The following is a 25,807-nucleotide window of genomic DNA, read 5'->3' as shown; positions in this document are numbered from 1 at the left end:
GGGTGCCGGCCGGATCCCGCCTCAGAGCGCCCGGAACTCCCGGACCAGGCGCCGGCCCGCTCCCGCCGCCGCGACCACCGCGACCGCGCCGAGCAGCACGAGGTGCGGCCAGGCACCGGCGAAGCCGTCCAGCAGCGCCGCCCGCAGCGCGGCTACGCCGTGGCTGACCGGGTTCACGTCGGCCAGGACCCGCTGCACCGGGCCGAGGTGCTCGACCGGATAGAACGCCGGACTGCCGAAGAGCAGCACCGGGACCAGCACGTTCACCAGTACGCCGTACCGGCGCCGCTCCCGCACCACGGTGCCGAGCAGCAGGCCGAGCGCGTTGAAGGCCAGCGCGGCGAGCAGCAGCCCGCAGAGCAGCGCCGCCCAGCGCTCCGCCGGCCACCGGCTGCCGAACAGGGCCGCCGAGACCGCCAGCGCGGCCACCGCCTGCCCGAACACCAGGGCGGAGCCGGCGAGCAGCTTGCCGGCGACGTACTGCCAGCGGGTCAGCGGGTACGACAGGAGTTCCAGCGCCATCCCGGCGGCCCGTTCCCGGCAGAGTGCCGTACCGGTGGCGGTGGCGGCACCGAGCAGCGCCGCGAACACCAGCCCCGGGACCACGAAGTCCGGATAGTCGAGGATCCGGCCCCGGTAGGTCACCGTGCCGACCAGATCGGCGAGCGAGGTCGCGAGGAGTGCGACGTAGACGGCGGCCGGTACCGCCGCCAGCAGCAGGCCGGCGCGGTCCCGGGTGAGCAGCAGCCACTCCCGCCGCAGCGTCGCGGTGAAGCCGGAACCGTGCCAGGGCGGCGCGGCGGTGTCGTCGTCGGCCAGGCCGGACAGACTCATCGGCTGGTCACCTCCGCACCACGTCCAGCGCCTCCACCGGGACCACGGGCGCCCGGACCACGGGTCAGCGAGACCGACGCCTCCTCCAGGGCGGCCGTCACCAACTCCACGCTGTCGACCCGGATCTCCTGGTCGGCCAGTTCGGCCAGCAGCCGGGCCAGCTGCCGCCGCAGGTCCGGCCCGGTCAGCACGATCTCGTCGCCGCCGCGGGCCGCGGCCAGCCCCCGGCGCAGCGCACCGGCGGCGATCGCCGGCCAGCCGTCCACCGACCCGCTGCGCAGTACCGCCCGCACCTCGCCGCGCTCCTCGCGCAGTTGCGCCGGAGCACCGTCCCGGACCAGCCGGCCGTGCCGGAGCACCAGCACCCGTTCGGTGTTGCGCTCGACCTCGTCGAGGTGGTGGCTGGTCAGCACGATCGCCGGTTCGTGCTGGCGGCGCAGCTCGTCGAGGCAGGCCCAGACCCGCCGCCGGCCCTCGGCGTCCAGCCCGGCCGACGGGTCGTCGAGCAGCAGGACCCTCGGCACCCGGAGCAGGGCCCGGACCAGCTGGAGGCGGCGCCGCTGCCCGGCCGCCAGGGTGTGCACCGGCCGGTCCTCGCTGCCGGCCAGTTCGAAGGCGCCGAGCAGTTCCTCGGCCCGGGGGCGGGCACGACGCCAGGGCAGGCCCCGGAAGGCGGCGGCGATCCGCAGGTTGTCCCGGACGGTCAGGGACAGGTCGAACGGTACTGACTGGTGCACCGCCGCCACGTCCCGCCGGGTCGCCGCGTCGGGCTGGCGGCCGTACACCAGGATCCGGCCGGAGCTGGCCCGGGATGCGCCGCCGACCAGTTTGAGCAGGGTGGTCTTGCCGGCTCCGGCCGGGCCGAGCAGCCCGACCGCCTGGCCGGGCGGAACGCTGAAGGTCAGCCCGTCGAGCGCCGGGGCGGCGCCGCCGGGATACCGCTTGACCAGGTCGACCGCGGCGATCGCCGGGATCATGGCGCACCGTCGGGCGCGGGCTGCGGACATGCCGGCAACGGGGGTACGCCGAGCGCGGCGAGGATGCTCCGGATCGCGGCCACCGGACCGGTCTCCCGCAGCGGCGGGCCGGGCCGCAGGTGGTGGTCGACGTCGTCCGGGGCGATCACCGGCAGACCGTCGTCGGCACCGGTCACCGGCAGCTCGTCGTCGCCGCCGACCAGCGGCAGCCCGCCGTCGTCACCGAGCAACGGCGAGGCACGGTCGGCGCCGGTCACCGGCAGGGCGGCTCCGGCGCCGGTCGACGGCCGGACGGTCGACCGCTCGGCGGTGCCGGGCCGGCCCGGTGCGCCGAACCGGCAGCCGAGCACGATGTCGAGCCGGTGCGCCAGCCGCACCGCACGGTCCCGCCCCGGCAGGCCGGTACGCAGGTCGTCGACCGGGCGTACCGCTGCCGGCGAGATGCCGACGGTCACCCCGCCCAGCGCGTCGAGCGCGTCCAGCGCCCGGCGTACCCGGTCCGGCAGGGCGGAGCCGGCGGCGAGGTGGCGTACCCGGACCAGGGCCGCCGGTCGGTGTCGACCAGGCGCCGGAAGCTGGTGGTCGGCCTCCGGTACGGCCCTGGCCGCCGCGCCGACCAGCCAGACCGTGATCCCGTCCGGCAGCGGGAGCGGCGGCCCGCCGACCGCCGGTGCGCGCCGAGGCCGGGCGGTGACCTGCGGCACCCGGCCGAGCAGTGCCGCCCGGGGCACCGGCGGGTCGTACAACGGCATGTCGTCGCCGGCCGTCAGCAGGTGCTCGGGCAGCCGGCTGATTACCCGGTGCACCACGATCCGCTCCCCGTCCTGGTAGGCCACCACCTCACCGGGGCAGACCTGCTCGAACTCGACCGGCTCGACCAGCACGGTGCCGTCGGGACTCACCGGCAGCTTGCCGACGCCGGTGACGGGCACCCGGGCCAGCCCCCCGGCGGCGAGCGTCGCGCGGACCCGGTCGGCGAAACGGTTCCCGCTCATCCGTGGCTCTCCTCTCCGGCGCCGCTCTCCCCGGCCGCTGCCGCCGGTCCGGCCGGCCGGAGCAGGTCCCGGGCCCGCAGCAGGCCGACGAACTCGCGGACGTCCCGGGCCACCAACTCGCGCTCCCGCCCGTCGACCCCGCCGAACGCGTCGGTCAGCTCACGGACGACGGTCGGCAGGTCGGTGCCGGCGACGAGCCGGCGCCAGATCCGGGCGGCGCTGGCGTTGAACGTCTGGAACTGGCCGTCGTCCGGGTTGTAGAGCCGGACCTCCGCGTCGTCGTCGACCCAGACGATTCCGGTGTTGATCCCGAGCGTCACGTGGCACCTCCCGAGGTTGTCGGCGGTGGAAGTGGTCGGCGGGCGTTGCCGGGCCGGCTCCGGACGTGCCCGGTTCCTGTGCTCGCCGACGTCGTCGTGGGTGGGCACGTCGTCGGGTTCACCGCCGTCGGGCATTCCGTCGGCGACGGCGGGCGGGGCGAACATCTCGCGCAGGGACCGGCTCCGCAGGTTGCCGACCCGGTGCGCCGGGCCGGCGGCCGACTCGCGCGGGTAGACGTCACCACGCGGGTCGACGTGCAGGTCGATCCCGCCGGGCTCGCGGTCGACCCGGACCGGGTACGGCCGGACCGGGCCCTGGGTGAGGATCTTCCGGGCCACCGGCCTGGTCCAACCGGACCGCCGTACCCCGGGCGGCGGCTCGCCGCCGGGGTGGTGGTCCCAGCCGAGGGGCGGACCGGTCGGGCTGCCCCCGCCGACGGCGGTGCGGCTCATCATCCGGACCCTGCTGAACTCGATGCCGTCCAGGAGTGCCATCAGGTCGTCCAACGCGGCGATGTTCTCCGGCGACACCACGTGGTCGATCGCCGGCTTGACCCCGGCCGCGTTCAACAGGGTCAGCCCGCGCACGGTCCGGGCCAGCGCGTCCTCGCCGGCCACCGGTCCGGGCACCTGGTGGCGGTCGCCGTCCAGGCTGACGGTGACCCCGGCGAAGGTGTCGGCGATCCGCCGGGCGGTGCCGGCGTCCCGGATCCGGCTGCCGGAGGTGACCAGGTCGACCCGGAGTCCCCGGTCGCGGGCGCGGTCGGCCAGCTCGAACAGGTCGGGCCGGAGCATCGGCTCGCCACCGGTCAGGATCAGCAGTTCCGCACCGAGCTCGGCGATCTGGTCCACCAGGTCGAGGGCCTCGGCCGGCTCCAGCTCGTCGGGGAGCGGGTGGGCGCAGGCGGCGGCACCGCCGTCGTGGCCGGACGGTCCACAGCCGCCGGTGACGGCGTACCGGACCGTCCGGAGTACCGGTTCGGCCGCCCGGACCCGGGGCACCTGGTCCGGCAGGTAGACAAGCCAGTTCAGGACCAGGGCGGCGAGGACCCGTTCGGTCCGCCGGTCCGGCCCGGTGCTCGGGTACGGCGGCGCGGCGCCGTCGGCGAGTGCGCGCAGCAGCCGGAGTTCGTCCTCGCTGAGCACGGTCCAGGCGGCGAGCCGCCGGTTCTCCACCAGATAACGGTCCCGGCACCGGAAGTAGCCGAGGTCGTCCGGGACGACCAGGGAACCCCACATCTTCGACAGTCGCATTCCGGTTCCCCCGTCCCCACTCGGGAAAAGGATCACCGACAGTCATCGCCCGGTACCAGAAAGCAAAAGTGTCGTCTTGACATCGGGTCGTACGGGATCTAATGTCCGGTTCCCCTGCCGCCCTCCGTTCCGGGCTGCGAGGTCACCTCCCAGTGGAAGGCGAGGTGCTGTCTGTCGTGTCCGCGATCTCGGTCTCCGTGGTCGACGACGACCGGATGCTGCTGGACGGCATGGCCGCCTGGCTCGGCTCGGTTCCCGACCTCCGGCTGCACTGCACGGCCGCCACCGTCGACCAGCTCCTCGACACCGAACCGGGCCCGGCCGACGTCGTCGTACTCGACCTGCTGCTCGCCGACGGGTCGGCGCCGGTGGAGAACGTACGCCGGCTGGTCGGCACCGGCCGGCCGGTGCTGGTGGTCAGCGTGGTGCCGCACGTGGTGCACGGCGTGGACGTGATCCGGGCCGGCGCCTCCGGCTACCTCACCAAGGACCACGACCTGCCGAGCCTGGCCGAGGCGATCCGGACGGTGGCCCGGGGCGAGTTGGCGCACTCTCCCGAGCTGGCCTTCGCCTGGTCCTGTGACGAGCGGCCGGACCGGCCCCGGCTGGCTCCCCGGGAACGGGCCGTACTCGTCGCCTACGCCTCCGGGATGACGTTGACGGCGGTGGCCCGCAAGGTCGGCATCCAACCGACGACGGCCCGGCAGTACCTGGACCGGGTCAAGGCGAAGTACTGCGACGCGGGCCGGCCGACGTACACGAAACTCGACCTCGCCGACCGGGTCCGCGAGGACGGCCTGCACCGCTACTCGTCCGGATCCGGCGACGACGCCGGCCAGAGCAGTTCCACGCTGGTGCCGTGACCGGGTTCGGAGAAGAGCCGCAGCTCGCCGCCGACCTCGGTCATCCGTTCGCCGATCGAGCGGCGTAACCCGAAGCCTGCGCCGACGTCCCCGGTGTCGAACCCGGCTCCCCGGTCCACCACCCGCACCCCGAGCACGCCGTCGTACCAGTCGACGGTGACCCACGCCTCGCCGGTACCGGCGTGCCGGGCCACGTTGTTCAGCGCCTCCCGCGCCGCGTCGCAGACCGCCCGCACCACGTGCCGGGGTGGCGGGGTCGGCACGGTGCCCGAGCGCAGGTGCACCCGCAGACCCAACCCGGTCGCGTCGGCCACCACTTCGGCCAGGCTGGTGCCCAGGGTGATCTCCGCCTCGGCCCGGTCCTCGGTGACCAGGCCGCGGATGTAGTCCGCCTCCCGGCCGCAGCGCCGCCGGACCTCCTCGCCGCGGTGGTCCAGCCCGCCCCGGGCGATCGCGGTGAGCGTGGCCAGCGCGGTGTCGTGCAGTCTGCGGTAGTGGTGCAGGCGTTCGGCGTACCGGGCCGCACCGGCCGCCGTCGCCGTCTCGGCGGCCAGCCGGCGCTGGGTCGCCTCGTCGACCGCGTTGGCCTGGGCGCAGAGGAAGCGGCGGGTGAAGTGCAGCACCAGCGCGAACCACAGGCTGGAGTTGACGTGGTTGACGAAGCCCGACTCCCAGGGCGGCAGGCCGCCGATCTGCACCGAGGCGGCGGCCACGGCGGTCGCCACCAGCAGCCCGAGCCCGACGAGCAACGCCCGCAGGCTCAGCACCGCACCGACGAGCGCCGCCGAGCCGAGGGCGAACTTGCCGGCCCAGTTCGCCGCCGACAGCTCGTAGCCGGAACGGATGTTGGCGTTGACCACGACCAGCAGCGCGCAGGTGATCGTCACGTCCTGCACCACGTTCCCGTAGCTGAACCAGCCCCGCCGCCAGACCATCGCGCCGAGCAGCACGTTCCAGCCGACGACGCCGAGCAGCAGCGAGGTGTTCAGGGCGGGGCTGTGGTAGCGGTCGTCACCGCTGGTCATCCCGAGCACGGCCGGCGCGATGTAGCTGGCCCGCTGGCAGAACAGCACCACCGCGACGAACCGCAGCGTGCGCTCCCGGCCGGGCATCGCGACCATCAGCCGGGCGTCGACCCAGCCCACCCGCGCCTCGGCGAGGAACCGGCTGATCCGCCGGGGCGGTCGCCCGACCCGGGTGGCAAGATCCAGCACCGGGCACCCCCTGTCGCAGCGTCACCGGCGGCTGCCGGAAACCCTGGGTGAGGATATCGCTACCAGAGAGCGCCCGAGACCCTGTCGGGTGGCTGGTGGCTGGTGGCCGGCCGGGTATACCCGGCGAGCGTGATACCCAGTGTCATCACGACGACCTGGTGGTCTCACGGCCGGCGGGGCAGTGCCCGGGACCGCCCCGCCCGCGACCCCGGCGGCGCGGCTACGACACCACGTCCTTGCGGGTGAAGCGCCAGAAGGCGAGCGCCCAGAAGGCGGTGGCGTAGCAGATCGCCGAGATCGTCCCCTTGACGATGTCGTCGGTCTGCACCGGTGTGGAGAGCAGGGCGAGCCAGGCACTGCTGTAGTGCGTCGGCAGGAAGTCGCGGAGCACCCCGAGCGCGGTGATCTGGTCCAGGATGCTGGAGAGGATCCAGAGCAGCACAGCGCCGCCGACCGCGCCGAGCGCGGCGTCCGTGGTCACCGAGAGCAGGAACGCCAGGCCGGCCACGACCAGGAGTACGACCGCGAGGTAGCCGAGGATGCCGAGCAGCCGGAGCAGCCCCTCACCGGCCGGGATCTGCGCCGCCACCGTGCTGGACAACGGCGCCCAGCCGTACCGGAGGGTGCCGGCGAGCAGGGCGGTGCCGGCCAGCAGCAGCAGGGCCAGCAGCGAGTACCCGAGCGCGACCACCAGCTTGACGGCCAGCAGTCGGGCCCGGGGCACCGGTACGGCCAGCAGGTAGCGCAGGCTGCCCCAGCTCGCCTCGCTGGCCACCGTGTCGCCGCAGAACAGCGCCACCACCACGACCAGCAGGAACGACGACGAGACGAGCAGCGCGAAGAGGGCGAAGTTGAGCCCGCCGGTGGTGGCCAGCTCGATCAGGCTGCCGAACTCGCCCCCGCCGTTGTCGTCGTCGCCGGAGCCCTCGAACTCGAACGCGACCAGGATGACGAGCGGCAGCAGCACCATGAAGCCGAGCGCGAGCTGGGTACGCCGCCGGGACGCCTGGCGACGCCACTCGGCGGCGATCGAGAGGGTGGCCCGGGGCCGGTACCCGGCGGCACCGCCGGCCGCGTCCGGTGCCCTGGTCTCCGTCGTGGTGGCCATCAGCGGTCCCCGCTTCCCCGAGAGTTCTCGCCGACCAGGGCGAGGAAGGCGTCCTCCAGGCGGCGGCGCGGCACCACCCGGTCCACCCCGACACCGGCCCGGACCAGTTCGGCCACCACCTCGCTCCGGGCGGTGCCGTTGGTGTCGACCACCAGCGCGCCGTTGGACTCCGGCAGCACCCGCACCCCGTCGAGCCGCTCCAACACCACCCGGGCGGCGTCGACGTCGGAGACGTCGAACTGGGTACTCGGCGACTCGCCGACGATCTCCTCCACCCGGCCGGACGCCACGATCTGCCCCTTGTGGACGACGACCGCGTGCGTGCAGGTCTGCTCCACCTCGGCCAGCAGGTGGCTGGAGACCAGCACCGCCCGCCCGTCGGTGGCGTACCTGCGCAGCACCCGGCGCATCTCGGCGATCTGCGGCGGGTCGAGCCCGTCGGTCGGCTCGTCCAGCACCAGCAGCTCCGGCAGCCCGAGCATGGCCTGGGCGATCGCCAGCCGCTGCCGCATGCCGTGGCTGTACTTGCGGGTCCTCCGGTGGATCGAGTCACCGAGCCCGGCGATCTCCAGCGCCTCCTCGAAGTGCGCGTCCGCCTCCGGCCGCCCGGTCGCCCGCCAGTACGCCCGCAGGTTCTCCAATCCGCTCAGGTGCGGCAGGAAGCCCGGACCCTCGACGAGTGCGCCGATCCGGGACAGCACCGGCGAGCCGGGGACCAGCCGGTGCCCGAAGACGTGGATCTCGCCGGTGGTCGGCTGGGTCAGCCCCATCAGCACCCGCAGCGTGGTGGTCTTGCCTGCGCCGTTCGGCCCGAGCAGGCCGACCACCTGGCCCCGGTGCACCTCGAAGTCGATCCGGGAGACCGCGACGAAGCCGTCGGCGTACTCCTTGCGCAGGTCGCGGACGACGAGCGGGATGTCGGCGTACTCGGGATGCACCGAGGTGTCGTGCCGGCGGTGCCGGCGGCGCAGCACGGCGACCACCACGACGAGCCCGAGCACGATCGCCGCGACCAGGCCGGCGAGCGCCCACCGCCAGATCACCGCCGGGGTGGCGATCGGCTCGCCGGGCACGGTCGGCAGCCGCACCTCGGCGCCGGTCAGGGCGGCACCGGCCGGCGCCCCGGGTGCGGCACCGGCCTGCTGACCGGCCAGCGCCACGGTGTAGGTGACCGGCTCGACCGGGGTCGCGTACCCCTGGTCGGAGGTGGCCACCACGATCCGCAGCCGGTGCCCGGCCTCGATCCGGCGCACGATAGCCGGCAGGGTGACCGTGACCGGGGTGGCGGCGGCGACGTCGGTGGGCAGCCCGGTCAGCCGGACCGGGGCGACCAGGCCGTTGGATAGCGCGGCCGGGCCGTTCGGGTCGACGTCGTAGAGCTTGACGAAGAGCACCGCCTCGCCGGTCGGCGACGCGGCCCGGATGGTCACCGTCGGCGAACCGACCACGTCGACGGCCCGGGGCAGCGGCGCCGACTCGAACCGGGCGTGCTGGCCCGGCAGGTCCCCGGCGATCCCGTCGAGCAGTGCCGAGAAGCCGCCGCCGCCCGGCAGCGCGGAGATCGCCGCCGGGTTGCCGGCCGGCGGGTTCGCGATCCGCTGTGCCGGGCCGGCGACCGCTACCGACTCGCCGGTGGTGCCGCCGACGCCCGGGTAGTCGGCGACGGAGAAGCCGGAGGCGACCAGCCCCCGGTCGAGTGCGTCGAAGCCGGCAATCCGCGACCAGGTGAAACTCGTCGACGGCGGCTCGCCGGAGCCCTTGACGTAGTGCCCCAGCCACTGGGCCATCAGGAACCGCAGCCGGTCCCGGTCGGTCTGCGGGCCCTCGCCGCCGTCGTGTCCGCCGGTGAACCAGGCGACCCGGACCGGGGTGCCGCCGGCCGCGATCCCCCGGGCGTTGGCGTCCGCCTCGGCGAGCGGGAAGAGGGTGTCGGCGGCGCCCTGGACCAGCAGGGTGGGCGCCTTGATCCGGTCCAGCACCCCGGCCGGGCTGGACCGGCGGAGCAGTTCCACCGCCGCCGGATCGGCCCGGCCGGTGGTGGCGATCCGCAGGTACGCGGCGCAGACGTCGGCGGCGAAGCGCCCGCAGGCCGGGTCGGCCGGGGTACCGCCGGGTGCGGCACCCGGCGTCGTGCCGGGTGCCGGCTCCCGACCGCCGGCCGGTCCGCCCTGCTGGCCCGGCCCACCGGAGTCCTCACCCGGACCACCGGAGTCCTCGCCCGGTCCACCGGAGTCCTCGCCCGGTCCACCGGAGTCGCCGGAGTCATCCGAGTCGCCGGCGCCCGGGGCGCCGCCGCCGGGCACGGCCAGGCCGCCGAGACCGGCGCTGCCGAGGCCGCCACTGCCGCCGCTGCCGAAGAAGATCCCGGCCCAGCCCTTCTTGAAGACCCCGTCGACCGGCTCCCGGCCGGTCGCCTCGGGCAGGAAGGAACGGGCCAGGTCGTTCCAGGTGATCATCGGCACGATGGCGTCCACCCGCTGGTCCTGGGCGGCGAGCAGCAGGGCCAGGCCGCCGCCGTACGAGCCGCCGACGACGCCCACCCGGGGGTCGCCGGCCGCGTCCTTGCGGATCTCCGGCCGGGCGGCGAGCCAGTCCAGCAGTCGGGCGGCGTCCCGTACCTCGTAGTCGGGGTGGTCCAGGTGGATCTGCCCACCGCTGCGCCCGAACCCTCGGGCGGTGTACGTCAACACCGCGTAGCCCAGCTCGGCCAGGTCCTCGGCGTCGGACTCCACGGACAGTTTCGTACCGCCGAAGCCGTGCGCCAGCAGCACCGCCGGGACCGGGCGGCCCTCGGTGGCCCCGTCCGGCAGGTAGAACCGGGTGTCCAGGTCGACCGGCTGGTCGCCGCCGGGGCCGGAACGGACGGTGAGCATCGCGTCGGTGGTGGCGTAGGACTGGCGCTCCGGCCACACCGCCCAGCCGACCAGCGCGGCGAGTACCACCAGCACGGTCGCTCCGGCCAGCATCCGGCGCCGGGTCGGCCGGGCACGGCGCAGCCGCGCCAGCAGTCGGGAAGGCATGGGTCACACCGTACGGCGCGACAGCTGAGCGTTCGCTGAGATCCGCCGTACGTCTGTCCGGCTGGTCCGTTCGGTGCCGGGAAGTCGTCGTCCGCAGCGCACCACCGGGTATCCGGCGCGGCAACTTCGGACTGTGTGAATTCCGATTTTTCGCCGTACTAGCCACCAATCGATACATGCGCCTAGGCAACTATGCACCAGGAGTCACAATTTTGCTCACCGCGTGTTACCTGTACCCAAGTGACGCATAACTGACTGCTCGACCCGGATCGAGCGGGTCCGACGTCTACTAGTTTTCCGGTCCGGTGGACGGGACCGGGCGGCTCCGCACGCCCGCCACGCCCCTCGCCCCCTCGCGCCGATGGAGATGGACGATGACACTTCCCCCGCAACGGTCCCGGCGCGTCTCGAACCGGACCGGTACGGCGCTGCGTGTGCTGCTGGCGGTCGCCCTGCTGGTGCCGGTGGGCGTGCTCTTCGGCGCGGCCTGGGGCACCAGCGACGACCGGCTCACGGCGACCGAGCGGGAGCGGCACGGGGTGGAGTACCTGCGTTCCCTCGGGCAGGTGACACTGGCCCTTGTCGACGCGCAGTCCGGTGCCGTGGCGGGCCGGTCGGCGGCGGCCGCCGCACTGCGTACCGCCGTCGAGCAGACCAGCGCGATCGACGTCCGGTACGGCGCCGAACTGCGTACCAGTGAACGCTGGGCCGGGCTGCACGCCAAGATCGAGGCGCTGCCCGACCGCCCGCCGGCCGACCCGCAGGACGCCTGGACGGTCTACACCGAGACGACCGACCTGCTGCTGGCGCTCTACGCCAAGGTGCGGGAGAGTTCCGGGCTGCTGCGGGACCCGGACGCGGACTCCTACCACCTCCAGGACGCGGTGGCCGAGGAACTGCCCGAGGCCCTGGTCGCGGCCGGCCGCCTCGCCGACCGCTCGACACTGGCGATCGGCCGCCCGGCCAGCGACCGGGTGCGGATCGCCAGCGAACTGGCCCTGGCCCGGGCCGAGGTGCTCGGCCCGGCGGCGGACCTGGTCGAGAACCTGCGCTCGGCGGTCGACGACACCGCGAGCCGTACCCTCGGCGGCAACCTGCTCAGCCGGCTCGACGGCTACCAACGGGCGGTGGAGGATCTGGCCGGGCTGACCCGGAACACCGCCGCACCCAACCCGATCCAGGTCGGCGCGGCCCGGGCCGCCGCCCAACTCGCCGGCTCCGGCCTCGCCGGGATCATCCTGACCGAACTCGACGTCCTGCTCCGGGACCGGGCCGACGCGCTGGCCGGCGAGCGGCAGATCGCGGTCGGCGCCCTGGTCCTGGCCGTGCTGCTGGTGCTCGCCCTCGCCGCCCTGCCCCTGCTGGCCGCCCGCTCCGCCGCGCGGAACCGGCGTACCCCGGCCGGTGTCGGCCTGACCACCGACGGGCTGCGCCCGGCCGCCGGCGCCGAAGGACCGCCGCCGACCGGCCCGCCGCCGGTCGAGCCGCCGCTGCCGGTCGGCGCGCCCCTGGCCGGTCCGCCGGCCGGCGGGATGCCGCCGCTGCCCGAACGCCGGCCGCTGCGGTCCGACGGCGACCCGGGTCGGCGGTCGCCGCTGTCGGACTGGCAGGATCCGGTACCCGCCGGCCAGCCGGCGGCGGTGGACAGCCAGGCGCCGTGGGGACGTCCCGATGCTCGGTAGGCTCCGGATCCGGGGCCGGCTGGCCCTGCTCGTCATCCTGCCGCTGCTCAGCACCCTCGGCCTCGCCGTCCCGGTGCTCGCCGACCGGATCGACTCGGCCCGCCGGGCGGCCGACACCGCCGACACGGTGCGCCGGGCCGGCCAGGTCGGCACCCTGGTACAGGACCTCCAACGGGAGCGGCTGCTCTCCGTCGGCTACCTGCTGAACATGGTCGACCGTTCCCAGCTGGTCCAGCAGACCGCGCAGGTCGGCGACCGGATCGCCGACCTGCGGGCCGACCTCGGCGACCAGTTGACCCCGGAGATCGAGAAGGCGATCGCCGGTGTCCGGCGGCTCTCCGACGTACGGGCCGGCGTGCTGGCCCGCCGGGCCAGGGCGGACCAGGTGATCAACGCCTTCGGGCAGGTCGACGAGGCGCTGATCGAGTCGCTGGAGCTGACCCGGGCCGCCGAGGCGAGCACTCCCGAGGGCCGGCAGATGATCGCCCTCGACGCCGTGCTCCGCACCGACGACGGGATCAGCGCCGCCGCCTGCCTGATCATGATCGTCGCCGCGACCAAGAACCCGGCCGTCGGGATGGCGTACGTCGGCACCATGGCCCGGCTCGAATCGCACCTGGCCCGGTTCCGCAGCTTCGCCACCCCGGCGCAGAACGAGGTCTACCAGCTCATCGAGCGGGCCACGGCGGCCCGGACCGGACCCGAGTTCTCCAGCTCCGGCGCGACCGACCCGACCGGGGCGATCGCCGCCCTGGACCTGGCGGACCTCTTCCCGGCCGCCAACTCGCTGATCACGCTCGGCCAGTTCATCGAGAAGAAGATCGTCACCGACGTGATCGCCGAGGTGACCGACCAGCGGCAGCGGGCCATCGCCGGGGCGTACCTGGTCAGTCTGCTGGTGCTCCTGATCATCGCGCTGATGATGCTGCTCAGCCTGGCGGTGGCGCGTACCGTCGCCCGGCCGCTGACCCGGTTGACCGTCTCGGCCGAACGGATGGCCAGGGCCGCCGAGGAGGAGCTGACCCGGATCGTCGACGACGAGTCGGAGTCGTACCAGCCGATCCGGCTGGACCCGGTCGACGTGGACGGCCGCGACGAGGTCGGCGACCTGGCCCGCGCCTTCGAGCGGGTGCAGGGCACCGCCGCCCGGCTGGTGGAGCGGCAGGCCGCCAGCCGGCGGAACGTGGCGCAGATGTTCGGGCACGTCGGGCGGCGTACCCAGAACCTGGTCGGCCGGCAGATCGCCCTGATCGACCGGCTCGAACACCAGGAGACGGACCCGGGCCGGCTCCAGCACCTCTACCGGCTCGACCACGTCTCCAGCCGGCTGCGCCGCAACGCCAGCAGCCTGGTGGTGCTCTCCGGCGGGGCCGGCGGGGACGGACACGTCGCCCCGCTGCCCCTCGGTGACGTGGTCCGGCTGGCGCTCGGTGAGATCGAGGACTTCACCCGGGTCGACGTGCAGGTCCGGCTCGACGTCGCGGTGGCGCCCGGGGTGATCGGCGACCTGGTGCTGACCCTGGCCGAGCTGATGGAGAACGCCACCGCCTTCTCACCGCCGCACACCCGGGTCACCGTGCTCGCCGAGGTCGTCCCGGGCGGGGTACGCCTGAACCTGGTCGACCACGGCATCGGGATGTCCCCGGAGCGGCTGGCCGAGGAGAACGCCCGGCTGACCCGGCGGGAGCGGCTCGACCTGGTCCCGACCGAGGTGCTCGGGTTGTTCGTGGTGGGCCGGCTGGCCCGCCGGCACGGCTGGCGGGTCACCCTCTCGGCGACCACGCCGGGCGGCGGGGTCACCGTCGGGGTGGAGATCGACGACCGGCTGCTGGTCAACCGGCGCCCGGACGCCGAGCTGCCGAGCCCCCGGGCGAGCGCGTCGGCGCCCCTGCCGGTCCGTCCGGTCCGGCCGTCGGACGCCGGCACCCCGCTCGGCCGGGCCACGGTCCCGACCACCGAACCGGCTCCGGCCAGGCCGGTCGAACCGGCGTCCGCCAGGCCCACCGGACCGGCCCCGACCCGGTCCGCCGAGCCGATCCCGACCCGGTCCGCCGAGCCGATCCCGACCAGGTCCGCCGAGGAACCGGTCCCGGCGAGGTTCGCCGAACCGGTCCCGACCAGGTTCACCGAGGAGTCGGCCCCGGCCCGGTTCACCGAACCGGGTCCGCCCAGGTTCGCCGAACCGGGTCCGCCCAGGTTCGCCGAACCGGTCCGGACCGGGCCGGCCCAGGCGGTGCCGGTTGCCGCGGCGCCGGTTGCCGCGGAGCCGGTGCCGGTCGAGCCGACGCCGGTGTTCCGGCTGCCCGAACTGATGCCGGTGGCGGTGCCCGCCGGACCGGTCTTCGACGAGGAACTGATCCGCCGGGCCACCCGGTCGTTGACGTCCGGCCAGCCGTGGAACGCCTTCCTGACCCGCCCGGGGGCCACCGCCACCGACGTGGAGCCGGCGGGAACAGCGGCCGGCAGTACCCCGGTCGGCCGGCCCAACGGGGATGTGGGCGGCGGCCCGGCGAGTTCCGGTACGCCTGCGACGCCGTCCACCGACAGCGGCCCGGGACCCGCCACGTCCGGCCCCGGCACCGGGCTGCGCCAGCGGGTCCCGGGCGCCCAACTGCCCGACACCACCAGCCGGAGCCGCCCCGAACCGACCCCGGCCGACCCGTCGGTCGTCCGGGCGCTGATCGAGGAGTTCGAAGCCGGGGTACGCCGGGCGCAGCGCGAGCAGCAGGCCCGACCCGACCGGCCGGACGCCCCGCCCGACGGTTCGCCGGCCCGGCCCGGGCCGGCCGGCACAGGCCCCGCCCAGCCGCGCCACGGTGGCTCGGGACCGGCGCCCACCGGCTCGGATCCTTCCGACCCACCGCCCGGCGGCACCCCGGCCGAGCGGCACGGCCAACACCCTGAGGGCGGTACCCTCGGGCCGGCGGGTTCCACCTCCCGACCCAACGGCAGCGGTATGTCCCCCGCCGCGACCGGTGCCCCACCGCGCCTCAACCGGCGGGTCCCCGGGGCAAACCTGAGCGTCCCGCCGCCGACCACCCCGCTCGGCCAGGCACCGGCCGCCGCCACCGCCGGCCCGGACGACCCGGACAAGGTACGCGAGCTGATGACGCAGTTCGAGTCCGGCGTCGCGCGCGCGCTGAGCGAAGTCCGAACTGAACACCGCCACGAAGAGGGAACCCCACGATGAGCACTCCCTTCATCCGTACCGAACAGGACCAGCAGGCAGCGGGCACCGGCGAGCTGAGCCAGGAGGCGCGCACCTTCAACTGGTTGCTTGACTCGTTCACGTCGGGCACGGCCGGCGTGAAGGAGGCGATCGCGGTCTCCTCCGACGGCCTGCTGATGGCCATGTCGTCGATCAAGGACCGGTCGAACGCGGAGCGGCTGGCGGCGGTCGTATCCGGGATGACCAGCCTGGCCAGCGGCGCCGCGAACTGGTACACGCTGGGCGCGCTCAACCGGGTGGTGGTGGACATGACCGACGGCTACCTGCTGGTCAGCGCGATCAGCAGCGGCTCGGTGCTCGGGGTGGTCGCCGACCGGTCGGCGAACCTCGGCACCGTCGCCTACGAGATGACCCTGTTCGCCGGTCGGGCCGGAGGCGCACTCACCCCTCGGCTGATCGTCGAACTTAAGAACTCCGTCCAGTCGTGACCGCGGGTGCTGCGGTGGGCGGCCCGCTGCGCCGTGCACCGCACGACGTCCCCGAACGGACCGGGGGACCGGCATGACCGAACGCGGCGAGGGCCTCGACCCGCCCGGCCACCGGCTCGGCGACCCGGAGCGGAGCGACCTGCCGGAACCGGAGCTGGAACCGGACCCCGACGTGCTGCCGACGGTCCGGATCCGGCCGTACCTGAAGGCCGTACTTCCGGAGGAGTCCGAGCCGGCCGGTGACACCGGCGAGTTGCCGACGGTGCAACCGGTGCCGACCGGTCTGCGCCCGTTCGTGCTGACCTCCGGCCGGGTCACCGGAGCGGACCCGGCGATCGGGTTGGAGACCCAGGTGACCGCCCGGATCGACGGCACGTCCTGGACCAGCCCGCCGGTCAACCGGCTCTCCTCGGAACTGCGGGACATCGTCGCGCTCTGCGCCGAGCCGATGTCCGTGGCGGAGATCTCCGCACGGCTGCGGATGCACCTCGGCGTCACCAAGATCCTGGTCGGTGACCTGCGAGCCGCCGGCCACCTCGACGTGCACGTGTGCGCCGTCGAGGATGCCCACGACCCCGACCTCATCATGCGAGTGATCGATGGACTTCGTGCGATCTCCTGACTGGCCGGCGTCGCCGCCGGTCGGCCCTCTGGCGAACAGCGCACCCGGTCGGTACGGCAGCCCGGCCGGACACGGCGTGGGGACCGGTCGGGGGCTGCCCGCCGGGTACGCCCCGCCGGCCCGGCAGACACCCGGCCGGCATGCCCGGGAGACCGGGGCCGACCCGGCCGGCGCGACCCGGCCCGAGCAGCGGCGCGGCACCGCGCCGCCGATCCCGGTGAAGATCCTGATCGCCGGTGGCTTCGGGGTCGGCAAGACCACCACGGTCGGCGCCATCTCGGAGATCGCGCCGCTGACCACCGAGGCGGAGATGACCACCGCCGGAATCGGGGTCGACGATCCGGGGATCCGCTCGGAGAAGACCACCACGACGGTGGCGATGGACTTCGGCTGCGTCACGATCGACCGCAGCCTGAAGCTCTATCTCTTCGGCACCCCGGGACAGTCGCGGTTCGGTTTCATGTGGGACGACCTGGCCCGGGGCGCCCTCGGCGCGCTGGTGGTGGTCGACTCCTCCCGGCTCGACGACTGTTATCCCGCCATCGACTACTTCGAGCGGGCCCGTCTACCCTTCGTCGTCGCGGTCAACGCGTTCGACGGCCACATCGCGCACGACCTGACGGCGATACGTTGGGCGTTGGCGATCGGGGAACACGTCCCGTTGGTCCAGTTCGACGCACGAGATCGACTTTCGGTACGCGACGCCTTACTGATCGTGCTGGATCGGGCTCTGGATCGAGCGATCCGGGAGCGGGAGACTTAGCCCGCGACGGTCCGGCCGCGACGGGTCGGCGGTTGGCCGGGGAAGGTGACACGATGAGGGGCGAACTGGACGACGCACTGGCACGGATGGAGCGCCGGGAGGCGCTGCAACGACGGCGGGCCCAGGAGGCGGCGGCCCGGGCCGGGTCACCTGTCGACGAGGTGACCGAGGCGGTCCAGCGGGTCGTCGCGCAGTATCCGAACGTGGCGGTCACGATGTGGGTCGCCGACGGGCCGAACATCTCGGCGATGCACGTGGCCTGGTCGGACGGGGCGGTCACGGTACGCCCCGCCGCCGAGCCGGCACTGCCGACCGCCGGGCAGCCGCCGCACTCCTGGCCGTTGTCGGTGAAGACGGTGCCGAGCTGGGCCGCCCCGGAGGATCCGCCCAGCCCGGACGCCGCCGCCCGGCTCGCCGACCTGATCCGCCGGGACCCGTCCCTGCTCGGCCCCGAAGACCAGCCCTGAGGCACCAGCAGGACCAGCCCTGAGGCACCGGCAGGACCAGCCCTGACGCACCGGCGACAACTCGAAGGGTCGTCGCGTCCCGGCGGCTGCTCGCCGGTCGGTACTCTCGGCCGGTGACGGGTCGGGATCTCACGCTCACCGCCAGCCTGCGGCCGGCCGCGCTGGATGCCCGCCGGGGCATCGTCCGGCTGCATCCGGAGGTACTCACCGCGCTGGGCCTGCACCCGGGCGCTCCGGTACGGCTCACCGGGCGGCGTACCACCGCCGGGATCGTGGCCCGGGCGGAGCCGTCGGCGAGCCGCGCCCTGCTCTACGCCGACGACCTGGTGCTGGGCAACCTCGGGGTACGCGACGGCAGCCAGGTCACCGTCGCGCCGGCTCCGGTGGTGGCCGCCCGCCGGGTGGTGCTGACCGGCCCGCCGGAGATCGTCGCCGTGGTCTCGCCCGAGATGCTCCGGCTGGCGCTGCTCGGCAAGATGGTGACCGCCGGTGACGACGTCTCCCTGCTCCCCCAGGACGTACTTCCGGACGCGGCGGTGCGGACCCTGGTCGAGGCGGCCCGGCGCAGCCTGGCCAACACCGTCGGCTACGCCTGGACCAGCACCCTGCTGACGGTCACCTCGGCGGAGTCGGCGGCCGGCGCGGCAGGGACGTCCGGGACGTCCGGTGCCGGTGGTGGGGTCGACTCGGTGCTGGTGACCATGGACAGCGTGGTCGGCTGGCAGGACGGGCACGCCACGCACGGCAGCACCAGCGCCGAGGTGCGGGCAATGACCGGCGGGACCCGTCCGGGGACGCCGGGCGGCCCGGTGCCGGAGCCGGCGTCGGCGCCGGACCTGGACGAGCTGCCCGGACTGCGCGCCCAGGCCGAGGAGCTGACCGAGCTGCTGGACCTCGGCTTCCACCACCGCGAGGTGCTGGGCCGGCTCGGCACCACCGTCTCGCTCGGCGTACTGCTGACCGGCCCGGCCGGGTCCGGCAAGTCGGCGCTGGTCCAGGCGGTCTCCCGGTCGGTGGGTGCGCGGTTCGCCGCGATCTGGGCCCCGGAGGTGGCCGCGCTGACCAACGAGGCCGCCGCCCGCCGGCTGCGCGAGGCCGCTGCCTCGGTCCGGGACGCGCCGCCGGCGGTGCTGCTGGTCTCCGACGTCGAGGCACTGGCCCCGCGCGACTCGCCCGGACCGGTGGGTACGGTCTTCCGCCAACTGCTCGCCGAGACGGTACGCGCCGGAGCCGCAGTGGTCTGCACGACCGGCCGCCCCGAGTCGGTGGACCCGGCACTGCGCTCCCCCGACCTGCTCTCGCTGGAGATCGCGATCCCGCTGCCGGACACCGCGCTGCGGCGCGAGCAGTTGACGGTGCTGACCCGGGGGATGCCGCTGCACGAGGACGTCCGGCTGGACGAGGTGGCCGCCCGTACGCCCGGATTCGTCGCCGCCGACCTGGCCGCGCTCACCCGGGAGGCCGGGGTACGCGCGGCGCTGCGGCAGAAGGAGGCGACCGCCCCGACGGTGGCGATGGCGGACTTCTCGGCGGCCCTGGAGGTGGTCCGGCCGACCTCGATGGCCGAGTCCTCGGTGTTGGAGCTGGCGGACATCACCCTGGACGACGTCGGCGACATGGCGGAGGTCAAGGAGGTGCTGACCGAGTCGGTGCTCTGGCCGCTGAACTATCCGGACACCTTCGCCCGGCTCGGCGTGCGGCCGCCGCGTGGCGTACTCCTCTACGGCCCGCCGGGCTGCGGCAAGACCTTCCTGGTCAGCGCGCTGGCCGGTACGGGGCGGGCGAACGTGCTGTCGGTGAAGGGTGCCGAGCTGCTCTCCAAGTGGGTGGGCGAGAGCGAGCGGGCGGTCCGGGAGCTGTTCCGGCGGGCCCGGGAGGCGGCACCCACGCTTGTCTTCCTGGACGAGGTCGACGCGCTCGCCCCGCTGCGCGGCCAGGCCACCGACGGCGGCACCACCGACCGGGTGGTCGCGGCGCTGCTCACCGAGCTGGACGGGGTGGAGCAGCTGCGCAACGTGGTGGTGGTCGGCGCGACGAACCGGCCGGACCTGGTGGATCCGGCGCTGCTGCGGCCGGGCCGGCTGGAACGGCTGGTCTACGTGCCGCCGCCGGACGGCGCCGCCCGGGCCGAGATCCTGAGGGCGGCGGCCCGGTCGGTGCCGCTGGCCGAGGAGGTGGAGCTGGCGGCCCTCGCCGAGGAGCTGGACGGGTTCTCGGCCGCGGACTGCGCGGCGCTGGTCCGGGAGGCGGCGCTGGCGGCGATGCGGGAGTCGCTGGAGGCGAGCACCGTGCATGCCGGGCACGTGGCGGCGGCCCGGGAGCGGGTCCGGCCGTCCCTGGACCCGGCCCAGGTCGCCTGGCTGGCCGCCTACGCCGCGCAGCGGTGACCGGGTGCGGGCCGGATCAGTCCGGCTCGGCCGCCAGGGCCAGCGCGGCCGGGTTCTGGTACTCCCGCCAGTGTGCGATCCGGCCGTCCCGGACCCGGAGTACCGCGATGAACGGGGCGGAGCCGGAACGGCCGGTGGTGGTGACGGTCGCGGTCAGCTCGTACTCGACGACTATCACCTCGGGGTCGGTGGTCTCGTGGATCACCACGTTGCGGCAGTCGTCGAACCGGACAGGCAGGCCGGCCCGGCCGGCGGCGGCGAACTCGAGGAACTCCCGCCGGCCCTCGATCCGGTTGGGCCGGCCGGGTGCGGCGAACGGCATCTCCACCACCACGTCCTCGGCGAGCTGGTCGGGTTCGAAGACGGCCGTGTTGGCCAGGAAGTGCTCCCGGATCCGGGCGAAGACCTCGGTGGGCGTGCTCATCGCAGCGCCTCCTCCCAAATATGATGAGTGGCTACTCAACTTAGGATGATAATGAGTCACGACTCACTTTGCACTGCGGCCGGGACCGGATGACGACCGCCGATCCCGGCCGGCCACTGCGGGCCGACGCGCAGCGCAACCGGATCCGGATCCTGGCCGCCGCCGAGGAGGTCTTCGCCGAGCACGGCGTCGGGGCGTCGACCGAGGAGGTGGCGGCCCGGGCCGGCGTCGCCATCGGTACCGTCTTCCGGCACTTCCCGACAAAGAACGACCTGCTCGCCGCGATCATGAAAGGCGTACTGGCCGGACTGGTCGAGCAGGCCGCGACGCTGGGCGCGGAGGACCGGGACGGCACGGCGCTGTTCACCTTCTTCGCCCGGACCGTCGAGCAGGCCGCCACCAAGAAGGCCGTGGTCGACCTGCTCGCCCGGACCGGCGTCGACATCCCGCTGCCCGAGGTACTCGACGTGCTGGGCGAGGCGGTGCACGACCTGCTGCACCGGGCCAGGGCGGCCGGCACCGTCGACCGGCGGGTGGGCCTGCCCGAGGTGATGGCACTGCTGGCGAGTACCTGCCAGGGCGCGCTGCACGGTGGCTGGGACGCGGAGTTGCGGGACCGGACCCTGGCGATCATCTTCGCCGGGCTGCGCCCGGGTGCGGCGGACTGAGCCGGGGGCTGCCGCCCACCCGCGCACCGGGTACGTCGCGCGGTGCCGCGCCCGGCGGCCGTCCAGACCAGCGACCGGCCGCCGGGCACGATCAGGAGTCGAAGGCCCGGGTCCACTCCACGACCGGGCGTACGCAGCCGTTCGGCACCTGCTCGCCGGGACAGTAGCCGTGGTTCCAGGTCCAGAGCCAGAAGGCACCGAGAACGATCACGAAGAACGCGTGCGTCCGGGACGCGCGCGCAAAGGCCGGTGCGACATGCTGGGATACCCGGGTCAGCCCGATCGACAGCTCCGCCACCAGATCGCCGTAGCCGTAGGCCAGTCCCGGCACGGCGTTGCCGGTGCGCCGGTAGAGGTACGAGACCAGCAGGTCCGGCAGCAGCAGGACCGCGCCGATCGCGACGGCCAGTACGCCCAGCCCCCGACCGACGAGCCGCCCCAGCCAGGGCAGCACCCGGCGTACCAGCAGTAGCAGGCCACCGATCACCACCACGGCGAGCAGGGGAAACCAGACCACCCCGCGTATCTCGGCAGGAATCACCGGGAAATCGCGGATCCATCCCGCCAGCGCGTCGAGGATGCCCATCGGGAAGCCTCGGGCTCCGTTCACGGCTGCTCCCCGGCATCGCCGTCGGGCGGTGGCGCGGCCTGACCGTCCCGGACCGGTGCGCTGGGCAGTTCACCGGTGGCCTGGTTCGGCACCAACCGGGCGCCGCCCTGCGTGATCATCCCTTTGAAGCGCTCGACCACCGCCTGCACGGCGCTGTCCATCTCGCCGAGCCGGATCTGGTCACCGTCCATGATCACCTTGAGCGCCTCCACCGCCAGCTTCTGGTCCTGTTCGTACAGCGAGATCATGAAGTTGGCGGCCTCGGTCGCCTTCGTCGGATCCTGTGCCACGATGCTGCCGGCCAGCGCCGCGCCGCCACCGGAGAGCAGCCGCTCGTGGAACGCCGCCCGTTCCTGGTGCCGGGCCAGGTCGGCGTCCTGGTTCAGCTTGTCCAGGGTGATCCGGTCCGTCTCGGTACGCATCGCCAACTGCTGCCGCAGCGTCTGGATCTCCAGATTCCGGGCGATCTCCCCCTGCTCGGCGTTGATGGTCAACTCGGAGCGGAGGTCGCTGATGCGCACCCCGTTGGCGAGGTCGATCGGAGTCTCTGCCAGCGTCGACCGGATCGCCCGTTCCGCCGCCTCCGGCTGCATCGCCGTGAACCTGCGCGTGACGGCGCGCAGCGGTTCCATCAGGTATCGCCGGCAGTCGGCGATGGGATCGGAGACCTGCTCCCGGACCACGCTCACCGGGTCGGCGACGGAGAACGAGAACCGCACCGCCGCGTCGAAGAAGAGCGTGTCACCCGCGCACGGCAGGGTGCAGGTGAAATACGCCGGCTGCGGCGACGTGTAGATCACGTAGACCGCTCGGGGCCCACGCCACCAGACGTCTCCGGTGGTGTACGGGTGCCTCGGCGCCACCAACTGTCCACTGGACATCTGGAAGACGAGCTGGGTACCCGGCTCGGCGATCGGCCGCCGCTGGAACGGCAGACGGCGGAGTTCTTTTCGTTCGAGGACGGGGCCACGGATCACCACACACCAACCTTTCGACTGAGTACGTTCAGCAATCTGGCCGCCAGGTCCGGCGCCAGCGGCTTGGGATCGCGCCACCGGTTGGCGTGCGCGGTCAGCAGTCGCTGCTGCCGCTCCGTGGTAGCGGCCTCCATCAGTAGGCTGACCAGGGCCGGACGCTGCACCGGGGCCTCCTCGGCCGCCTGTGCCCACCCGCGCAGCACGTTGTGGACGGCGGTGTCCACACCGGGGGCGACCAGCGCCCGCCCCCAGAGCCGGGCGACGATCTGCCGGGCCTCGGACCGGCGTCGTGCCGGGGCGGCATCGTCCGGAACGGCCGCCGGAGGGCCGGCCCCGTCGGCCAGCCAGAGCAGGGTCGGCCAGGTCACGTCGCCGTCCGGAGTCCGCTGGGTGATCCAGAGCGTCGCGGCTACCTCGAGGAACCCCACCACGCCCGCGTAGAGGCGGCCCGAACGACCCTCCACCGACCAGGCATCCAACATGCGCAGCAGCTCGGTCTGCCGGTCGAGCGTCGCCTCGGCCATCAGCTCGGCGACGCTGTCCCCGATCGCGAGCTGAAGGGGCGGCTCGGCGCCGTCGGCCAGCTCGGCGAGCTGCTCGTCGGGGCCGCCGTCGAGCACGGCCCCGACGCTGGCGCCCAGCGCCCGGGCGGCCGACAGCCGGAGCGCGAGACTGTCCCGCTCCGCCCAGTCCAGCACGAGCCGGATGACCCGGCTGGCCGTCGCCGGGTCCCGGGCGGGCAGCGCGAGGGCGGCTACCGCCCACTCCCGCTCGTTACCCCGGCCGCTGCCGGCCCACGGCGTCACGATCTCCCGACGGATGGTGTCGAAGGCGAACTGGCTCAGGTATCCGATCGCGGTCGCCGCCCGGATCCCGACCGCGCCCTCCACGTCGCCGGCGACACGGCGCAGCCAATCCAGCAACAGAGCCCGGTCGTAGTAGTGCTCGTGCCACAGATGGTGGAGCAGCCGAGCGGGGTAGTTGGGGTCGACGAAGGAGACGACCTCGAGCTCCGCCCAGCCGTAGCGGGTGCGGTGTACCTCGTTGCCGATCCGGGCACGAGCAGCCTGAAGCCGGCTGCGCCGGGTCTGCCGCGACCGGGGCGGCGCCTGGCCGTTCCCGGCCTCGTCTTCCCGCCACGCCTGCTCCAGCAGGGTGGCGGCCCGGGAGACCGCGTCGAACGACATCCTGTCCAGTACGGCGATCGCGACGACAAGTGCCCGCTCGTCGAAGGTGGCGAGTTCGTCGTACCAGTCCTCGACGTCCCGACGGGAACGGTCCTCGAACCGTGCCATGGCGTCCGCCACCGTGCCCGTGCCCGAGGCGACCTCGGCGAGGTCCTTGGCCAGTTCCACGAGTTGTGGCGCGTCGAACGACTCCGGCGCGATGTCGGCCAGCCGGGCACCGACGTTCCCGTCCGCCAACAGCCGGTCCGCCTCGGCGTCCGCGCCGAGCAGCTCCGTCAGGTGGCTGGTGACCAGTTCCAACGCTGCGGGCGGTGCGGTGATCTTCCGGGCCAGCCGGTCGACGGCGTGGTCTGCGGCCCGCGTCGAATCATCGACGATCACCACGAGCCTGCCCCGGCGCCGGTTCAGTCGCTCCTCGAGCATCGGCAGCTCGCGGGCGTGCAGAGTGGACAGCTGATGGGTGCTCAGCCGTTCGACGACGAAGCCGCACCTCTCGGGCAGGTCCTCGATCGGCAGGGCGGCGAGCGCGTCGGCGAACCGCAGTTCGTGCACCGTGTCCATCTCGGCGAGCAGGCGGACGGCGGTCGTCGTACTGCCCCAGCGCCTGCGCGCTCTGATCAGCAGTACCGGGCTGTCCTCCAGGGCCTCGGCGAGGTCGGTGAACCCGTGCGGCGAGACGTACACCCGGGCGGTACCGGCGACGAACCCGGCAGTGAAGGTGTTCAGCACGGCCCTGGACCGGTCCGCGCCGCTCCGGCTGTCCCCACCGGTGATCGGGCCGCTGAAGGTGTGCCCGTCGCCGACGACGATGACGCCTGAGGACCGGCTCCCGAAGGAGCTGAGCGCCGCCGCCAACGTATTGCGGATCTCCTGCTGCTGCCAGGTGCGCTCCTCGTCGCCGGCCGCCTCGCCCGGCGTCCTGGCGGCGGACCTGGCACCGCCGAGACTCGCGGCGAACCCCTCGGAGGTGTCGCCGGAGGACTTGGCGGCGTCCCCGGGGGACTTCGGCTCCGCGCCGGATCCCCCCGGCTTACCGGCTGCGCCGTCGCCGGTCGGGCCGCTCGACCGGTTTTCCTGGGCTGGCGCCCCGGACGCCTTGCCGGAGACGCCCGGGGCAGTCTGTGGAGGTTCCGCAGGTCGTTCGAACCGCTCAGCCATGGCTGTCCCCTCCCGTGATCGGTCCGTTGAAGACCTGACCGTCCCCGGTGATGTGTACGGCGCTGTGCCGGCCGTTTGCCGGAGAACCCGGGCCCGTTGCGGGGTCCGCCGCGGACGCGGTGCGGGATTCGGGGCTCTGCCCGGATCGCGGCACGATCCGGGCCAGTTCGTCGACCAGCCGCTGGAGGTCGACCAGCAGGTCGCGGGTGCGCAACGGCAGGAACTGGCGCCGGGCCAGCCGCCTTATGTCGTGCGGCAGTTCCTCCTCGGTCGGCATCCGGCCCCCGTCGAGCAGCAAGGGGATGACCCGGATGTCCCGCTTGAGCGCCCGGCGGATCTCCCGGCGCACGTAGTCCTTCGGATGGTCGATGCGGCGGTTCCCGGAGTCGTCCTCGAGAGTGAGCCATCGAGGACCGATGAGCGCGAGCAACACCGTACTGCGCTTCAGTTGGTACCAGATCTCGGGCGGAAAATCGAGACCCGGTCCGAGTGACCGGGAATCCCGGAAAACGCGGTCGTCGCCAAACTCCCTGCGGAGCCTCTCGTCGATCACCGGTGCGGCGAACGTCTCGTCACCGGTTCGATAGTTGATGAAGATCCCGGTCATCGGGTCGCCTTTC

The 25,807-nt window shown here is 73.9% G+C and carries 21 protein-coding genes; 9 read left to right on the top strand and 12 right to left on the bottom strand.

Annotated features, from left to right (window positions below):
- Window positions 1-21: 21 nt before the first annotated feature.
- The 4 genes from ACN28A_RS16885 to ACN28A_RS16870 are packed head-to-tail and all read right to left on the bottom strand — an operon-like array spanning window position 22 to window position 4,380.
- Window positions 22-834 (bottom strand): ABC transporter permease, encoded by an 813-nt coding sequence (locus tag ACN28A_RS16885; RefSeq protein WP_421396350.1) that lies wholly within the window; start codon window positions 832-834, stop codon window positions 22-24.
- The gene (locus tag ACN28A_RS16880; RefSeq protein WP_421396349.1) at window positions 831-1,811 is read right to left on the bottom strand and encodes an ABC transporter ATP-binding protein; all 981 of its coding nucleotides are present in this window, start codon (window positions 1,809-1,811) and stop codon (window positions 831-833) included. The genes ACN28A_RS16885 and ACN28A_RS16880 overlap by 4 nt, the downstream gene beginning before the upstream one ends.
- Window positions 1,808-2,806, bottom strand: coding sequence for a hypothetical protein (locus tag ACN28A_RS16875; RefSeq protein WP_421396347.1), 999 nt, complete (start codon window positions 2,804-2,806; stop codon window positions 1,808-1,810). The genes ACN28A_RS16880 and ACN28A_RS16875 overlap by 4 nt, the downstream gene beginning before the upstream one ends.
- On the bottom strand, window positions 2,803-4,380 hold the full coding sequence (locus ACN28A_RS16870) for a PqqD family peptide modification chaperone (protein ID WP_421396346.1): 1,578 nt from the start codon (window positions 4,378-4,380) through the stop codon (window positions 2,803-2,805). The genes ACN28A_RS16875 and ACN28A_RS16870 overlap by 4 nt, the downstream gene beginning before the upstream one ends.
- Before the next feature lie 176 nt (window positions 4,381-4,556).
- Here ACN28A_RS16870 and ACN28A_RS16865 point away from each other — a divergent pair, with 176 nt between their 5' ends.
- Window positions 4,557-5,243 carry a response regulator gene (locus ACN28A_RS16865; protein ID WP_421396344.1) on the top strand — a complete coding sequence of 229 codons (687 nt, stop codon included), beginning with the start codon at window positions 4,557-4,559 and terminating at the stop codon, window positions 5,241-5,243.
- Here the strand turns inward: ACN28A_RS16865 and ACN28A_RS16860 are convergent.
- The 3 genes from ACN28A_RS16860 to ACN28A_RS16850 all read right to left on the bottom strand — a co-directional run bounded on the left by ACN28A_RS16860 (window position 5,186) and on the right by ACN28A_RS16850 (window position 10,585).
- Window positions 5,186-6,457, bottom strand: a complete 1,272-nt coding sequence (locus tag ACN28A_RS16860; protein ID WP_421396343.1) for a sensor histidine kinase — start codon at window positions 6,455-6,457, stop codon at window positions 5,186-5,188. The two genes, ACN28A_RS16865 and ACN28A_RS16860, sit on opposite strands and share 58 nt — an antisense overlap.
- A gap of 220 nt (window positions 6,458-6,677) precedes the next feature.
- Window positions 6,678-7,568 carry an ABC transporter permease subunit gene (locus tag ACN28A_RS16855; RefSeq protein WP_421404446.1) on the bottom strand — a complete coding sequence of 297 codons (891 nt, stop codon included), beginning with the start codon at window positions 7,566-7,568 and terminating at the stop codon, window positions 6,678-6,680.
- Window positions 7,565-10,585 carry an alpha/beta fold hydrolase gene (locus ACN28A_RS16850; protein WP_421396341.1) on the bottom strand — a complete coding sequence of 1,007 codons (3,021 nt, stop codon included), beginning with the start codon at window positions 10,583-10,585 and terminating at the stop codon, window positions 7,565-7,567. The genes ACN28A_RS16855 and ACN28A_RS16850 overlap by 4 nt, the downstream gene beginning before the upstream one ends.
- A gap of 374 nt (window positions 10,586-10,959) precedes the next feature.
- Here ACN28A_RS16850 and ACN28A_RS16845 point away from each other — a divergent pair, with 374 nt between their 5' ends.
- The 7 genes from ACN28A_RS16845 (at window position 10,960) to ACN28A_RS16815 (ending at window position 20,163) form a co-directional block, all read left to right on the top strand.
- Window positions 10,960-12,267: a hypothetical protein gene (locus tag ACN28A_RS16845; protein ID WP_421396340.1), complete on the top strand. Its 1,308-nt coding sequence runs from the start codon at window positions 10,960-10,962 to the stop codon at window positions 12,265-12,267.
- Window positions 12,257-15,457 (top strand): nitrate- and nitrite sensing domain-containing protein, encoded by a 3,201-nt coding sequence (locus ACN28A_RS16840; RefSeq protein WP_421396339.1) that lies wholly within the window; start codon window positions 12,257-12,259, stop codon window positions 15,455-15,457. Before ACN28A_RS16845 ends, ACN28A_RS16840 begins: the two co-directional genes overlap by 11 nt.
- The gene (locus tag ACN28A_RS16835) at window positions 15,454-15,924 is read left to right on the top strand and encodes a roadblock/LC7 domain-containing protein (protein WP_278065622.1); all 471 of its coding nucleotides are present in this window, start codon (window positions 15,454-15,456) and stop codon (window positions 15,922-15,924) included. The genes ACN28A_RS16840 and ACN28A_RS16835 overlap by 4 nt, the downstream gene beginning before the upstream one ends.
- A 73-nt stretch (window positions 15,925-15,997) precedes the next feature.
- Entirely contained in the window at window positions 15,998-16,546 is a 549-nt protein-coding gene (locus ACN28A_RS16830) for a DUF742 domain-containing protein (protein ID WP_421396338.1), read from the top strand.
- The gene (locus ACN28A_RS16825; RefSeq protein ID WP_421396337.1) at window positions 16,524-17,309 is read left to right on the top strand and encodes a GTP-binding protein; all 786 of its coding nucleotides are present in this window, start codon (window positions 16,524-16,526) and stop codon (window positions 17,307-17,309) included. The genes ACN28A_RS16830 and ACN28A_RS16825 overlap by 23 nt, the downstream gene beginning before the upstream one ends.
- Before the next feature lie 53 nt (window positions 17,310-17,362).
- Window positions 17,363-17,776: a hypothetical protein gene (locus tag ACN28A_RS16820; RefSeq protein ID WP_421396336.1), complete on the top strand. Its 414-nt coding sequence runs from the start codon at window positions 17,363-17,365 to the stop codon at window positions 17,774-17,776.
- A gap of 113 nt (window positions 17,777-17,889) precedes the next feature.
- On the top strand, window positions 17,890-20,163 hold the full coding sequence (locus tag ACN28A_RS16815; protein ID WP_421396334.1) for an AAA family ATPase: 2,274 nt from the start codon (window positions 17,890-17,892) through the stop codon (window positions 20,161-20,163).
- Window positions 20,164-20,179: 16 nt separating this feature from the next.
- On the opposite strand, the gene ACN28A_RS16810 is transcribed toward ACN28A_RS16815, so the two are convergent.
- Complete coding sequence (locus ACN28A_RS16810; RefSeq protein ID WP_421396332.1) at window positions 20,180-20,587, bottom strand: nuclear transport factor 2 family protein; 408 nt, start codon at window positions 20,585-20,587, stop codon at window positions 20,180-20,182.
- A gap of 89 nt (window positions 20,588-20,676) precedes the next feature.
- On the opposite strand from ACN28A_RS16810, the gene ACN28A_RS16805 reads away from it, so the two are divergent.
- Window positions 20,677-21,255 (top strand): TetR/AcrR family transcriptional regulator, encoded by a 579-nt coding sequence (locus ACN28A_RS16805; RefSeq protein WP_421396330.1) that lies wholly within the window; start codon window positions 20,677-20,679, stop codon window positions 21,253-21,255.
- A gap of 91 nt (window positions 21,256-21,346) precedes the next feature.
- Here ACN28A_RS16805 and ACN28A_RS16800 read toward each other — a convergent pair whose 3' ends face one another.
- Genes ACN28A_RS16800 through ACN28A_RS16785 form a run of 4 tightly spaced genes read right to left on the bottom strand, consistent with a single transcriptional unit; the run spans window position 21,347 to window position 25,794 of the window.
- Complete coding sequence (locus ACN28A_RS16800) at window positions 21,347-21,865, bottom strand: hypothetical protein (RefSeq protein ID WP_421396329.1); 519 nt, start codon at window positions 21,863-21,865, stop codon at window positions 21,347-21,349.
- Window positions 21,862-22,845 (bottom strand): hypothetical protein, encoded by a 984-nt coding sequence (locus tag ACN28A_RS16795; protein ID WP_421396328.1) that lies wholly within the window; start codon window positions 22,843-22,845, stop codon window positions 21,862-21,864. Before ACN28A_RS16795 ends, ACN28A_RS16800 begins: the two co-directional genes overlap by 4 nt.
- Window positions 22,839-25,187 carry a hypothetical protein gene (locus tag ACN28A_RS16790; RefSeq protein ID WP_421396327.1) on the bottom strand — a complete coding sequence of 783 codons (2,349 nt, stop codon included), beginning with the start codon at window positions 25,185-25,187 and terminating at the stop codon, window positions 22,839-22,841. Before ACN28A_RS16790 ends, ACN28A_RS16795 begins: the two co-directional genes overlap by 7 nt.
- On the bottom strand, window positions 25,180-25,794 hold the full coding sequence (locus ACN28A_RS16785) for a toll/interleukin-1 receptor domain-containing protein (protein ID WP_421396326.1): 615 nt from the start codon (window positions 25,792-25,794) through the stop codon (window positions 25,180-25,182). The genes ACN28A_RS16790 and ACN28A_RS16785 overlap by 8 nt, the downstream gene beginning before the upstream one ends.
- Window positions 25,795-25,807 lie beyond the last annotated feature (13 nt).

Source organism: Plantactinospora sp. WMMB782, assembly GCF_049179135.1.
Classification (GTDB): domain Bacteria; phylum Actinomycetota; class Actinomycetes; order Mycobacteriales; family Micromonosporaceae; genus Plantactinospora.
This window is presented reverse-complemented; position numbering and strand designations above follow the sequence as displayed.

Bases quoted from the DNA above. Each gene is read 5' to 3' on its own strand.
- ACN28A_RS16885 (WP_421396350.1), bottom strand. From the start codon at position 834: ATGAGTCTGTCCGGCCTGGCCGACGACGACACCGCCGCGCCGCCCTGG.
- ACN28A_RS16880 (WP_421396349.1), bottom strand. From the start codon at position 1,811: ATGATCCCGGCGATCGCCGCGGTCGACCTGGTCAAGCGGTATCCCGGC.
- ACN28A_RS16875 (WP_421396347.1), bottom strand. From the start codon at position 2,806: ATGAGCGGGAACCGTTTCGCCGACCGGGTCCGCGCGACGCTCGCCGCC.
- ACN28A_RS16870 (WP_421396346.1), bottom strand. From the start codon at position 4,380: ATGCGACTGTCGAAGATGTGGGGTTCCCTGGTCGTCCCGGACGACCTC.
- ACN28A_RS16850 (WP_421396341.1), bottom strand. From the start codon at position 10,585: ATGCCTTCCCGACTGCTGGCGCGGCTGCGCCGTGCCCGGCCGACCCGG.
- ACN28A_RS16845 (WP_421396340.1), top strand. From the start codon at position 10,960: ATGACACTTCCCCCGCAACGGTCCCGGCGCGTCTCGAACCGGACCGGT.
- ACN28A_RS16840 (WP_421396339.1), top strand. From the start codon at position 12,257: ATGCTCGGTAGGCTCCGGATCCGGGGCCGGCTGGCCCTGCTCGTCATC.
- ACN28A_RS16835 (WP_278065622.1), top strand. From the start codon at position 15,454: ATGAGCACTCCCTTCATCCGTACCGAACAGGACCAGCAGGCAGCGGGC.
- ACN28A_RS16830 (WP_421396338.1), top strand. From the start codon at position 15,998: ATGACCGAACGCGGCGAGGGCCTCGACCCGCCCGGCCACCGGCTCGGC.
- ACN28A_RS16825 (WP_421396337.1), top strand. From the start codon at position 16,524: ATGGACTTCGTGCGATCTCCTGACTGGCCGGCGTCGCCGCCGGTCGGC.
- ACN28A_RS16820 (WP_421396336.1), top strand. From the start codon at position 17,363: ATGAGGGGCGAACTGGACGACGCACTGGCACGGATGGAGCGCCGGGAG.
- ACN28A_RS16810 (WP_421396332.1), bottom strand. From the start codon at position 20,587: ATGAGCACGCCCACCGAGGTCTTCGCCCGGATCCGGGAGCACTTCCTG.
- ACN28A_RS16805 (WP_421396330.1), top strand. From the start codon at position 20,677: ATGACGACCGCCGATCCCGGCCGGCCACTGCGGGCCGACGCGCAGCGC.
- ACN28A_RS16790 (WP_421396327.1), bottom strand. From the start codon at position 25,187: ATGGCTGAGCGGTTCGAACGACCTGCGGAACCTCCACAGACTGCCCCG.
- ACN28A_RS16785 (WP_421396326.1), bottom strand. From the start codon at position 25,794: ATGACCGGGATCTTCATCAACTATCGAACCGGTGACGAGACGTTCGCC.